The organism is Haloferax gibbonsii, from assembly GCF_001190965.1.
GTDB classification, from domain to species: domain Archaea; phylum Halobacteriota; class Halobacteria; order Halobacteriales; family Haloferacaceae; genus Haloferax; species Haloferax gibbonsii.
Window position 1 is genome coordinate 2,592,003 of sequence record NZ_CP011947.1, and the last position, 12,266, is coordinate 2,604,268.

Here is a 12,266-nt window from a genome sequence, read left to right on the forward strand (position 1 = left end):
AACGTCGCGTAGTAATTGGGTATGGGAATTCTCTCTCGCACGTCGTACGTCATCCGGTCGAAGATAAACGCCCTCCTCAACCGTGCGGAGGACCCGACCGAGACGCTCGACTACTCCTACGAGAAGATGCGCGACGAGCTACAGCAGGTCAAACAGGGCATCGCCGACCTGACGACCCAGAAGAAGCGACTGGAGATACAGAAGCGCCGCCTCGAAGAGAACGTCGAAAAGCACAACGACCAGGCCCGCGAGGCCGTCCAGCAGGACCGCGAGGACCTCGCGCGCAAGGCGCTCGAAAAGAAGCAGGCCAAGATGAGCCAAATCGAGGAGCTGGAGACCCAAATCGCCAGCCTGCAGGAGACGCAGGACCAGCTCGTCAACAAGAAGGACGAACTCCAGAGCCGCATCGAGGAGTTCCGCACGAAAAAGGAGACGATGAAGGCCCGCTACGAGGCCGCCGAGGCGTCGAGCCGCGTCTCCGAGGCGATGTCCGGCGTCGGCGACGAGATGGCCGACGTGGGGCGCGCGCTCGAACGCGCCGAGGAACGCACCGACGAGATGGAGGCCCGCTCGGCCGCGATGGACGAACTCATGGACTCCGGCGCGTTCGACGACGCCCTGTCGGACAAGGACTCCATCGAGCGCGAACTCGAAGCCGGCCGCTCCAGCGCCGAGGTCGACACCGAACTCGAGACGCTCAAAGCCGAGATGGGCAAGTCGTCCGGGTCGTCGGACGCCGAAAGCGAGAGCGCGGCCGACGCCGACGTGGACGTCGAGACCGACGTGGCCGACGAGGAGGTCGAAGCCGAACTCGAAGAGCTGAAGAACGAAGACGACTCCTCCTGAGCGCGCCCGCCGACCCCGCCGTCTCAACGTCCCTCACCGCCTCAACCGCCTCAACTGCCCCGCCGCCCTACCGCCTCCGCCGTCCCGTGACTCGCGCGTCTCTGCGACGAATCGCCAGTACGCACTTCAACCACCCCCGCGATAGCTTCGTCCATGTCGAACACCGGCGGCCCGTCGGCCGGCGAGCCCGACGACACGATGCGGGAGCGCGGGACGACGAGCCGCGCGAAGCTCCGCGCCCTCCTCGACGCGGACCGTCGCGTCGTCGCCGCGGCCCCGCTCCTCGTCGTCTTCTGTAGCGTCGTCGTCCTCGGCCAACTGGACCCGACCCCGCTCCGGGTCGCCGTCGAGGCCTCGGACCCCATCGAGACGCTGGCACAGGGGCTTCTCACCGCGATTATCACGGGGGTCACGCTCGTCGTCACCATCAATCAGCTCGTGCTCTCGCGCGAACTCGGCCCGCTGGGCGACCAGCGCGACCGGATGGAGGGGTCGATGACCTTCCGCGAGGACGTGGCGGACCTGCTGGACGCGCCGGTCGCGCCGCCGGAGCCCTCGGCGTTTCTGCGCGCGCTGGCCGAGGGCATCGCGTCGCGGGCGCGGGCGGTCGAAGACACGCTCGATGTCGATGGTGACGCGGGCGAGAGCGGCGACGCCGACGCGAGCGACGACCCGACGACCCGCGTCCGCGAGTTCGCCGAGGAGGTCGAGTCCAACGCCGAGGCGGTCGCGGGGCGCTTGGAGGGCCGGCAGTTCGGGACGTTCGAGGTGCTGTCGGCGGCGCTGGACCTGAACTACTCGTGGAAAATCTATCAGGCGGCGCGGCTCCGCCGCGTCCACGACGCCGACCTCTCGGCGGAGACGAAGACGGCGCTGTCAGAGCTTCGCGACGCGCTCGAACTGTTCGGCCCCGCCCGCGAGCACGTCAAGACGCTCTACTTCCGGTGGGAACTGGTCGACCTCTCGCGGACGATGTTCTACGCGGCGGTCCCCGCGCTCGTGGCGAGCATCGGCGCGATTCTCTTTCTCGACGACCCGACGACGATTACCGGCGCGACGCTCGGCGTGTCGAACCTGCTTCTCACCGTGGCGTTCGTGGTTGCCGTCTCGCTCGCGCCCTTCGCGGTGCTCGCGGCCGCGGTTCTCCGAATCTCCACGGTCGCAAAACGAACGCTCTCTATCGGGCCGTTCGTGCTCCGGTCGGAGACCCGCGAAGACGACCTCGACTGGGAGTCCTGAGGGGCGTTCAGCGTCGGCGTCGCGGCGTCACCGAGCCGCCGATTCTCCGCCTCACCGACGCTGCGCGCCGGTTCCCGGGCGGTCGAGCGCGTCGAGGTCGATTTCGCCGTTCGGCATCGGAACGCCCTCGTAGGGGTCGTCCGCGAGGAGGAGCGAGCCGTCGAGGTCGGCGTAGTCGAGCAGCGGCGCGAGGTGACAGCCCGCCGCGATGGCGGCGTTCGTCTCTATCATGCAGCCGAGCATGACTTCCAGCCCGTGGGCCCGGGCGGCGTGGATGGCGCGTTTCGCCTCCGTGAGGCCGCCGCACTTCATCAGTTTGAGGTTCGCGATGTCGACGCGGTCGGCGATGCGCGGGATGTCGTCGGCCGTGATACAGGACTCGTCGGCCGCGATGGGGAGCGCGCCGTGGTCGTAGACGAACTTCAGCCCCTCGTAGTCCTCCGCGGGGACCGGCTGTTCGACGAACTCGACGCCGTGGTCGGCGAGGAACTCGGTCATCTCGACGGCCTCGCGGGGCGTCCACGCCTCGTTGGCGTCGACTCGGATGGTCACGCCGGGGGCCTCGTCGCGGACGGCCTCGACGATGGCCCTGTCGCGGTCGGTGCCGAGTTTGACCTTGAGCACGTCGTAGCCGGCCTCGTAGGCCTCTTTGGTCTTCTCGCGCATCGTGTCGAGGTCGTCGAGGCCGACGGTGTACGACGAGGTTGGCGTCCGCGACGAGTCGAGCCCCCAGAGGCGGTACAAGGGGACGCCGAGGCGCTTGGCCGCGAGGTCGTGGAGGGCGATGCTCACGGCGGTTCGCGCGGCCGGGTTGCGGCGGACCGTCTCGGCCAGTCGGCGCTCGATGCGGTCGATGGCGTGGGCGTCGCCGACCTCCTCGACCACCGAGAGCAGGTCCGGAAGCACGGCCTCGACGGTGTCGGCGGTCTCGCCGTAGTGCGACGACGGGGCGGCCGCGCCGACGCCCGTCATGCCGCCTTCGTCCTCGATGCGGACGACGACGTTCTCGGCTTCGGTCTGGACGCCGCGGGCGATGCCGAACGGCTCGGCCAGCGGCATCGAGACGCGCTCGAACTCGGTCGCGAGCATCTAGAACACCTCGTCGACGAGGTCGGCCGAGCCGAACCGGACGGGGTCGACCGCGGGGACGCCGAGTTCGTCGGCGAAGGCGTCGACGGCCTCGGCCGCCTCCACGTCGTCGTCGACGTGCGAGGTGTTGAGCATCCCGGCGACCACGTCGGCCTCGTGGACCGGGTCGGCGAGGTTCTCGTACAGCGAGACGTACTCCGAGAGGTCGGGCAGGGCGAACTCCTCGTAGCCGTGAATCGCCTCGCGGGTGGCCTCGTGACAGAGCACGAGCTTGTCGGCCATCGAGCCGTGGAGGATGCCGCAGGTGACCGCGGAGTACGCAGGGTGGACGATGCTCCCTTGGCCCTCGACAAAGAGCACGTCGTGTTCGTCGCCCTTCTCCAGAATCATCTCCTCGACCGCGCCGGCGGTGAAGTCGCTCACGACGCGGTCGACGGGGTTGCCCCAACCCGCGATCATGATGCCTGTCTGGCCGGTCGGGATGAAGCCCGCGTCGATGCCCCGCTCGCGGGCGGCCTCGACGAGTTCGAGCGTCGCGGTCATCTTGCCGACCGAGCAGTCGGTGCCGACGGTGAGGACGACTTCCGCGTCCACATCGGCGGATTTGCCCTGCGCGACGCCGAGGTCGTCGTGGGGCTTGCGGACGTCGTTGATGTCGCAGCCGTGTTCGTCGGCGAGTCGGACGAACTCCTCGTCTTCGGTGAGGAAGTAGTGGAGGCCGGAGATGAGGTCGCAGCCGCGTTCGAGGGCGGTGCGAACGTCGTCGCGCCACGTCTCGTCGAACGCGCCGCCGATGGGCGAGATGCCGATGAGGAGGGCGTCGGCGTCGGGCGCGTCGGCCATCGAGGAGACGACCGGCACGTCGGGGAGGTCGCGGCGGTGGTCGGCGGCGGAGGTGCCGGGGTTGTCGCGGTCGAGGACGGCCACCACGTCGTAGTCGGCGTACTTCAGGACGCCCGTGGCGGTCTTCGCGCGGTCGGGGAACTTCTCGTGTGCGAGGACGACGACTCGCTGTGGGTCGCTCATACTGGGTGACACTACGTGCCACCCTAAAAGGTGGGACGGTTCGGCGGCGACCGTCGGGTCGCGTCGCCGAGTCGTCTGCGACTATTCGGGACGACAGGGACCGCACCGCGGCGTCGCCGCCGGCTCAGAGCCGGTAGAGCCGCGTCGTCCAGAACTCCCTGGACGCCTCCGCGAGCGCCGCTTCGGGGTCGCCGCTGGCGTCCACGGTCGCGGTCAGCGCGGCCCGGTCGCGGAACTCGCCGAGGACGGTCCGCTCGCCGAGGACGACGAGGTCGGCGTCGGCGTCGCCGCCGGCGGCACCCGCACCCGCGCCGGAACCGTCGCCGAGGAACTCGTCGAGCGCCTCGTGACAGCGGTCGAGGTGGTCGTCGATTTGGCCCTCGCGGATGCGCTCGAAGCGAGCCTGCGAGAACCCGCCTTTCGAGTGGGCGGACTTCACGTCGCTCTCGAAGCCCTCGACGAATTCGAGGTCGGCGTCCTCGTAGCGGCCGAGAGCGAACAGGTCGCCGCGGACGAGCGCGACGACGGTGGTCTCGGTCGGGTGGAACCACGCCGGGTCGAGGTCGAAGCCGTCGCTCCACGCGTCGAAGCCGTCGGGTTGGCGCGGGGGCGAGAGCGCGACGCTCACCAGTCCGGCGTCGTCGGTGAGCGCGACGCAGGGCGCGGCCCGTCGGACGAGCGACGCCCGGTCGCCGAAGGCGGACTCGACGGCCGAGGGGAGCGAGCGGTCGTCGGCGACGGCGGCGGTGAGCGCGCCCTCCGCGTCGGTCGAAAGCGAGTCCAGCCGGGACAGCACCTCGCGGAGGCGGTCGCCGCGGAGGTCCTCGGTGCCGCGGTAGTCGAGGGAGTCGTCGTCGCCCGAGAGGCGCTCCACGCGGTCTTCGAGTTCAGTGATGCGGTCTTCGAGGCGGTTGACCTCCTTCTCGGCTTCCTGTCGCGCGCGGGCCGCCTCCGTTCGGCGCTCGGACTCGCCCTCCAGACGCCCGGCTAGCGCGTCGCGTTCGTCTTCCAACTCGGCGATGCGCTCTTTGAGTTCGGCTCGACCCAACAACTCGTCCAGCATACACGGACGCGTGCGGGCCGACCACTTGAGCGTTCGGACGCGAGGCGGACGGCGCGGGAACCCGCTCGCCGCGGCGGCTGCGGGGCCTCAGGCCAGCCTGTCGTCGGGTCGGTCCGGGCCGGAGCCCTCGGTCCCGCCGGGACCGCCGGGCGCGAGGTCGTCGAGGTCGTAGCCGGCGTACCGGAGTAACTCGGCGGCCCGCGGGGCGTCGGCGAGAAGCACCGGTCTGTCGTCCGGAAGCGCGTCCGCGTCCACGGCGTCTCGGGGAAGCGCGAGCGTTCCCGAGGGCACGCCGTCGTCGCCGACGACGGGGAAGTGGGCCGTGTCGAGTTTCATCACGAGCGGGTAGTCGACTCGCTCGACGCCGCGGCCGTCCGTGTAGACGCACTCGTTGAGTCGCTCGTGTTCCGTTCGGTGAATCGCCGCCTCGGCTCCGTCGTACGGTTCGACGTACAAGCGGCCGAGGAAGTAACTGCTGGAGAACCGTTCGAACATCTGTGCGTGTGAATGTCACCCACGGAACGGGATAAGCCTTGTCGGAACCATTTATATCGGCACGCAATTCCACCGCTGAGAATCGGCGGCCGGGTTCGACACCGGCAGCCGAGAGCGCGGCTCGGGTGCGAGAGAATCGGGGGTGAAAACGAAAACGGGCGTCGCGTCTCGACCACCCGAAAGAGCGGTTTCGACGGGTCGAACGGGTCGATTCAGTCGCCGCCGCGGGTCGCCGCGGTCATCGACCAGACGGCGACGAGGCCGAGCGCGAGCGCCGGGAGCATCGGCAGGGCCAGCATGGCCGCGAGGTACGGCAGGCCGGCCATCGCCGGGAGCGACGGCACGAGGTACACCGCGCCGGGGATGACGAGGAAACAGAGCGCGACGACGCCGACGAGCACCCAGCCGCGGTCGCCGAAGCCGGTCGCCTCCGGCTCCGAGCTACCGCCGCCGACGGCGACGCCGTCCGGCCGGTGGACGTAGGTGTCGGACTCGGTGGTCGCGTCGTCCCGAGCCGTGGTGTCAGAGCTCACTATCTGGGATTACGACCACCTTGCCAAAGCCCTGTCGCTCCTCGATGAGCTCGTGCGCGCGGTCGATTTCGCTCATGGGGAGCGTCTCGCGGATGCGGGGCTCGAAGGTGCCGTCCCAGACGAGGTCGAGCACCTCGTCGGCCTCGCCGGGCGTCGCCATCGTCGAGCCGATGACCGAGAGCTGGTTCCAGAAGATGTAGTTGAGGCCCGCGCCCGGGTCGGGGCCGGTGGTCGCCCCGCAGGTGACGACGCGGCCGCCCTTGACGAGGCTCTTGAGCGACTGCTTGTAGGTCGCCTCGCCGATGTGGTCGACGACCATGTCGACGCCGCGGCCGTCCGTGAGCTTCCGAATCTCCTTCGAGAAGTCCTCCTCCTCGTAGTTGATGACGTGGTCCGCGCCGCACTCTTTCGCGTACTCCAGTTTCTCGTCGGTGGAGGCGGTGGCGTACACTTCCGCGCCCGCGTAGTCGGCGATTTGGACGGCCGCGTGGCCGACGCCGCCGGACGCGCCGAGGACGAGCACCTTCTCGCCCGGGCGCAGTTCGCCGCGGTCGACGAGCATCCGCCACGCGGTCTGGAAGACGAGCGATGCGGAGCCGGCGACCTCCCACGGCACGTCCTCGGGGACGGGCACGAGGTTCTCCTCGGGAAGCGCCGCGAACTCGGCGTGGACGCCGCGGACGTGCTCGCCGATGATGTGGAAGTCCGGCGCGAGCGTCGGGTCGCCCTTCCGGGAGAACTCGTCGCCGCCGCCGGCGACGCCCGCGATGAGCGCGACGTGGTCGCCCGCCTCGAACCGGGTCACGCGCTCGCCGACCTCGGTGACGACGCCGGCCATGTCGCTGCCGGGAATGTGCGGCATCTCCAACTCGACGCCCGGGAGGCCGCGTCGCGTCCAGATGTCGAGGTGGTTGAGCGACGCCGCCTTCACGTCGACGAGAACCTCGTCGGGGCCGACCTCCGGGTCCGGGAAGTCGCCGTATTCGAGGACGTCTCGGTCGCCGTGTTCCGTGAATTGGACCGCTTTCATCTCGACACCACCGAGGAAGGGCAGGAACTAAAGTGTGGGTTTACGCCAATCGTCTTTCCTCTATTTCGACATTCAGCGTATTTCCACAGGTGTCAAAACCTATCGGGGCGAAGATATATACGACGCAGGGTACCCAACACAGTCGGGTTTGGCAGTCGCGCTCGCCGACGGGATCAGCGGGCTGAACAGCCGGGCCGACAGTCGTCGGACCCTGCTCCGAAGAGAGGCACGCACGTGACCAGAGACGGGACTTCAGCACAGCTCTCGCGTCTGCTCGTGAGGCGGTCGGCGTTCGTCCGAGCGCTCGCGGAGCGACCGCGAGACAAGCGCGGGCTCGCAGACGACCTCGGTACGTCGCGTTCGACGGTCGACCGCGTCGTCCGCGAACTGCTCGACGCCGGGCTCGCCGAGCGCGGCGACGGCCAGTACCGACTGACGTGCGTCGGCCGGCGCGCGCTCGACGCGTACGACGAGTGTCTCGACTCGCTCCGCGGCGTCCACGCGGCCCGAGACCTCCTTTCGATGCTCCCGGTCGACGCGCCGCTCGACCCCGCGTTCTTGACGGGCGCGACGGTGCACACGTCGAGTCCGAACATCCCGGACAGCGCGATTCAGGAGCTGTTTTCGAGCGTCGAGAGCGCGGAGCGAGTCTCCGGCGTCGCCCCGGTCGCCCTCGTCGGTCAGCTCCGCCCGTTCTACGAGACGGCGACGGCCGGCGGGACGGTCGTCGAGATGATAATCGCCGACGAGCTGTTCGACCGGCTCGTCGCCGCTCCGGACTCTCGCGCGGTCATCGCCGACCAGCTCCGACACGAGTCGGTGACGCTCTACCGGGCCGAGGTCCCGTTCCGGTTCGGCCTCTGGGTGACGGAAGACGAGGCGGGCATCGTCGTCTACACCGACACCGGACTCGGCGGGGTCGCCCGCAACGACACCGAGGAGGCGGTCGAGTGGGCCAGAGGACAGTTCGAGACGCTCCGCGAGAACGCGGAACGCCTGACGCCCGACTTGCTCGACGAGGTTCCGGACGGCGAGTGAGCCGCACCGCTCGGCGGTGAACTGTCCGGCCGCCCGAGCCGATGACCGCCGGGCCGACGCGGGAACTTTATCGCCGGACGACGAAGGCGCGGCCGTGAGCGACCACGACCATCATCACGGCGAGGGAGACCACGACCACGGCGACCACGACCACGGCGACCACGGCCACGACCATCACCACCACGACATCGACGACCTCGAAGCGGCGGTGCTGACGATTTCCTCAACCCGCGACGTGGACGACGACCCCGCGGGCGACGCGATAGCGGAACTGTTCCGCGAGGCGGGTCACTCGGTGTCGGTCCGGCGGGTCGTCGACGACGACTACGACGCGATACAGACCGCGGTCTCGCGGATGGCCGACCGCGGCGACGTCGACGTGACGGTCACGACCGGCGGGACGGGCGTCACGCCCGACGACCGGACCGTCGAGGCGACGGCGCAGTTGTTCGGGAAGACGCTCCCCGGCTTCGGCGAGCTGTTCCGGCGGCTCTCGTACGACGAAATCGGCACCAAGGTCGTCGGCACCCGCGCGACCGCGGGCGTCGTCGACGGGATGCCGACGTTCTGTCTGCCGGGGAGCGAAAACGCCGCCCGGCTCGGGACCGCGGAGATAATCGTCCCCGAAGCGCCGCACCTCACCGGCCTGGCTCGGCGCGACGAGGAGTAGGTAAGCGCCCACAGAATCGAGGGTCGTCGGGCGAATCCGACTGCAACGTCTGCCCAGTCGCGGCCATTTAAGTTCGCGCACACGCTCCGAAGAGGTATGAGCCAGCAGTCCCCACGCGAGGAGGACCCGGACGACGTGTTCTCCAGCGGTAAGGACCCGAACCTCCGCAGCACGGAGGTCACGGAGGGTCCCGACAAGGCCCCGCACCGTGCGATGTTCCGCGCCATGGGCTTCGACGACGAGGACTTCTCGTCGCCGATGGTCGGCGTGCCGAACCCCGCCGCCGACATCACGCCGTGTAACGTCCACCTCGACGACGTTGCCGACGCGGCCATCGAGGGTATCGACGCCGCGGGCGGGATGCCCATCGAGTTCGGGACCGTCACCATCTCCGACGCCATCTCCATGGGGACCGAGGGCATGAAGGCCTCGCTCATCTCCCGCGAGGTCATCGCCGACTCCGTCGAACTCGTCTCCTTCGGCGAGCGCATGGACGCGCTCGTCACCGTCGCCGGCTGCGACAAGAACCTCCCCGGCATGATGATGGCCGCCATCCGGACGGACCTCCCCTCCGTCTTCCTCTACGGCGGTTCCATCATGCCCGGCCAGCACGAGGGCCGCGAGGTCACCGTCCAGAACGTCTTCGAGGGCGTCGGCACCTACGCCGAAGGTGACATGAGCGCCGACGAACTCGACGACCTCGAACGCCACGCCTGCCCCGGCGCGGGCTCCTGCGGCGGGATGTTCACGGCCAACACGATGGCCTCCATCTCCGAGGCACTCGGACTGGCCCCGCTCGGGTCGGCTTCCGCACCTGCCGAGTCCGACGAGCGCTACGAGAACGCCCGCCGCGCCGGCGAGGTCGTCCTCGACTGCGTCGAAAACGACCGCCGTCCCTCCGACATCCTCACGAAGAAGTCCTTCGAGAACGCCATCACCCTGCAGGTCGCCACCGGCGGGTCGACCAACGCCGTGCTCCACCTGCTCGCGCTCGCCGCCGAGGCGGGCGTCGACCTCGACATCGAGGAGTTCGACGAGATCTCCCGGCGCACGCCGAAAATCGCCAACCTCCAGCCCGGCGGCACGCGCGTCATGAACGACCTCCACGAAATCGGGGGCATCCCGGTCGTCATCCGCCGTCTCGTCGAGGCCGACCTGTTCCACGGCGACGCGATGACCGTCACCGGTCGCACCATCGCCGAGGAACTCGACCACCTCGACCTCCCGGACGACGAGGGCCTCGAAGCGGACTTCCTCTACACGGTCGACGAGCCGTATCAGGAGGAGGGAGCCATCAAGATTCTCACCGGCAACCTCGCGCCCGACGGCGCGGTCCTGAAGGTGACCGGCGACGACGCCTTCCACCACACCGGACCCGCCCGCGTCTTCGAGAACGAGGAGGACGCGATGCGCTACGTGCAGGAGGGCCACATCGAGGAGGGCGACGTCATCGCCATCCGCAACGAGGGTCCGCGCGGCGGCCCCGGCATGCGCGAGATGCTCGGCGTCACCGCGGCCGTCGTCGGACAGGGCCACGAGGACGACGTGGCGCTTCTCACCGACGGCCGGTTCTCCGGCGCGACGCGCGGCCCGATGGTCGGCCACGTCGCCCCCGAGGCGACCGAGGGCGGCCCCATCGGCCTCCTCGAAGACGGCGACGAGGTGACCGTCGACATCCCGAACCGCGAACTCTCCGTGGACCTCACCGACGAGGAACTCGAAGCGCGGAAAGAGGACTGGGAACCCAAGCCGCCGGCGTACACCTCCGGCGTGCTGGCGAAGTACGCCCGCGACTTCGGTTCCGCCGCGAACGGCGCGGTGACGAACCCCGCGCTCACGCGCGACGAGTAACCCACAGTCGTCAAAACAGGTGCACGCCGGACGCCCGGTACAGGGCGAGTACCCCGATTCCGAGCGCGGTTCCGACCGGAATCAGCGCAATCACTTTTCGCGGCTGTTCGGTGAACCCGTAGACGCACAGGCCGAACGGGACGGACAGCAGCACGTCTATCGTCCACTCCGGGAGGGCGGGCGAGAGCCCGGACCACGGGACGAAAACGAGGAGTCCCGCGCCGCCGAAAAAGGCGAGAATTCGGTTCCACCGCCACGCTGAGAACTGCACGGCGCAACCGACAGTAGCTACTGGATTGACAGTTTCGGTGCGGAATCCGGTCGCGGTGCCGTCGACTGTGGGGTTGTAGGGTCGCGGACTGCGGGGTCGCTGAGTCGACTCGGATTAGGCCACGCGGTTCCGCAGGTCGCCGTCGCCGGCGTCCAGTTTGTCGAGGTTCTCGGCGATGATGTCGGCCATGCGTTCCCAGTACTTCGGGGTGTGGCCGGCGTTGTGGGGGGTGATGAGGACGTTTTCGAAGTCCCAGAGCGGGTGGTCAGAGGGCAGCGGTTCGGGGTCGGTCACGTCGAGTGCCGCCCCGCGGATGCCGTTGCTCCGGAGTTGCGAGACGAGCGCGTCGGTGTCGACGACCGGGCCGCGGCCGACGTTGACGAGGACGGTGTCGGGGGCCATCGACGCGAACGCGTCGGCGTCGACGAGGCCGCGGGTGGCGTCGGTCAGCGGGCACGCGATGACGACGTAGTCCCCGCGGGCGAAGGCGTCGTGGAGGCCCTGTTCGTCGTCGAAGCCGACGACCTCGTCGGTCGGGCCGCCCTTCTCCGGCGAGTAGCGCACGCCGACGGTCTCGACGCCGAACGGTTCGAGTCGGTCCACGATCGACTCGCCGAGCGCGCCGAGACCGACGACGGTGACCGTCGAGTCCTGCAGTTCGACCGTCTGGTACGACTGCCAGACGCCGGCGTCCTGCTGGCGCTCAGCGACGTGGAAGCGGCGAGCGAAGTAGAGGAGGCTGCCGAGGACCTGTTCGGCGATGTTCGGACCGTGGACGCCGGAGGCGTTTGTGACGGCCACGTCGCGGGCCTCGAACGCCTCGATGGGGAGGTGGCCCGTGCCGGCGAACACGCAGGCGAACAGGTCGAGGTTCTCGGCGGCTTCGAGGTCCGCTTCGTCCGCGTCGAAGCCGGTCGCGACTCGCGCGCGGGAGAGGAGGTCGCGCTCCTCGGCGGGGGTGGTCGCGAGGGCGACCTCGCGATCGGGGAGCCGCTCGCGGAGCGTTTCGGCGTACGCCTCGGCAGACAGGCCGTGAATCTTCTGCCGAAGCACCGCGATGTCTGGGTCGGACATGCTCGATGATTCTCGAAGTCGGTGATGAATCTGTCCGATTC

Annotated in this window: 13 protein-coding genes; 5 read left to right on the forward strand and 8 right to left on the reverse strand. The window is 69.2% G+C overall.

The window, feature by feature from the left end:
* Nucleotides 1-21 precede the first annotated feature (21 nt).
* Together ABY42_RS13180 and ABY42_RS13185 are read left to right on the forward strand one after the other, a co-directional pair.
* Nucleotides 22-846, forward strand: coding sequence for a PspA/IM30 family protein (locus ABY42_RS13180; protein ID WP_004974776.1), 825 nt, complete (start codon nt 22-24; stop codon nt 844-846).
* Nucleotides 847-999: 153 nt separating this feature from the next.
* Complete coding sequence (locus tag ABY42_RS13185; protein WP_050459719.1) at nt 1,000-2,085, forward strand: hypothetical protein; 1,086 nt, start codon at nt 1,000-1,002, stop codon at nt 2,083-2,085.
* Nucleotides 2,086-2,136: 51 nt separating this feature from the next.
* On the opposite strand, the gene ABY42_RS13190 is transcribed toward ABY42_RS13185, so the two are convergent.
* The 6 genes from ABY42_RS13190 to ABY42_RS13215 all read right to left on the reverse strand — a co-directional run bounded on the left by ABY42_RS13190 (nt 2,137) and on the right by ABY42_RS13215 (nt 7,321).
* Nucleotides 2,137-3,174, reverse strand: a complete 1,038-nt coding sequence (locus tag ABY42_RS13190) for a dipeptide epimerase (RefSeq protein ID WP_004974771.1) — start codon at nt 3,172-3,174, stop codon at nt 2,137-2,139.
* Nucleotides 3,175-4,200, reverse strand: coding sequence for a DUF1611 domain-containing protein (locus ABY42_RS13195; RefSeq protein ID WP_004974769.1), 1,026 nt, complete (start codon nt 4,198-4,200; stop codon nt 3,175-3,177). It abuts the gene before it with no gap.
* Nucleotides 4,201-4,324: 124 nt separating this feature from the next.
* Nucleotides 4,325-5,263, reverse strand: coding sequence for a Vms1/Ankzf1 family peptidyl-tRNA hydrolase (locus ABY42_RS13200; RefSeq protein ID WP_050459720.1), 939 nt, complete (start codon nt 5,261-5,263; stop codon nt 4,325-4,327).
* Between the two features lie 87 nt (nt 5,264-5,350).
* Nucleotides 5,351-5,758, reverse strand: coding sequence for a DUF5802 family protein (locus ABY42_RS13205; protein ID WP_004974763.1), 408 nt, complete (start codon nt 5,756-5,758; stop codon nt 5,351-5,353).
* A gap of 212 nt (nt 5,759-5,970) precedes the next feature.
* Entirely contained in the window at nt 5,971-6,291 is a 321-nt protein-coding gene (locus ABY42_RS13210; protein ID WP_004974762.1) for a hypothetical protein, read from the reverse strand.
* Nucleotides 6,281-7,321, reverse strand: coding sequence for a zinc-binding dehydrogenase (locus ABY42_RS13215; RefSeq protein ID WP_050459721.1), 1,041 nt, complete (start codon nt 7,319-7,321; stop codon nt 6,281-6,283). The genes ABY42_RS13210 and ABY42_RS13215 overlap by 11 nt, the downstream gene beginning before the upstream one ends.
* A 234-nt stretch (nt 7,322-7,555) precedes the next feature.
* Between ABY42_RS13215 and ABY42_RS13220 the strand changes: the two genes are divergently transcribed.
* The 3 genes from ABY42_RS13220 to ilvD all read left to right on the forward strand — a co-directional run bounded on the left by ABY42_RS13220 (nt 7,556) and on the right by ilvD (nt 10,880).
* A complete protein-coding gene (locus ABY42_RS13220; protein ID WP_050459722.1) occupies nt 7,556-8,359 on the forward strand; it encodes a helix-turn-helix transcriptional regulator in 804 nt (267 codons plus the stop codon).
* 94 nt (nt 8,360-8,453) lie between these two features.
* Nucleotides 8,454-9,029, forward strand: coding sequence for a MogA/MoaB family molybdenum cofactor biosynthesis protein (locus tag ABY42_RS13225; RefSeq protein WP_004974757.1), 576 nt, complete (start codon nt 8,454-8,456; stop codon nt 9,027-9,029).
* A gap of 96 nt (nt 9,030-9,125) precedes the next feature.
* The gene (gene ilvD, locus ABY42_RS13230) at nt 9,126-10,880 is read left to right on the forward strand and encodes a dihydroxy-acid dehydratase (RefSeq protein WP_050459723.1); all 1,755 of its coding nucleotides are present in this window, start codon (nt 9,126-9,128) and stop codon (nt 10,878-10,880) included.
* Nucleotides 10,881-10,890: 10 nt separating this feature from the next.
* Here the strand turns inward: ilvD and ABY42_RS13235 are convergent, their stop codons facing one another.
* Nucleotides 10,891-11,151, reverse strand: coding sequence for a hypothetical protein (locus ABY42_RS13235; RefSeq protein WP_004974755.1), 261 nt, complete (start codon nt 11,149-11,151; stop codon nt 10,891-10,893).
* Nucleotides 11,152-11,265: 114 nt separating this feature from the next.
* Nucleotides 11,266-12,225: a D-2-hydroxyacid dehydrogenase gene (locus tag ABY42_RS13240; RefSeq protein ID WP_050459724.1), complete on the reverse strand. Its 960-nt coding sequence runs from the start codon at nt 12,223-12,225 to the stop codon at nt 11,266-11,268.
* Nucleotides 12,226-12,266: the final 41 nt, after the last annotated feature.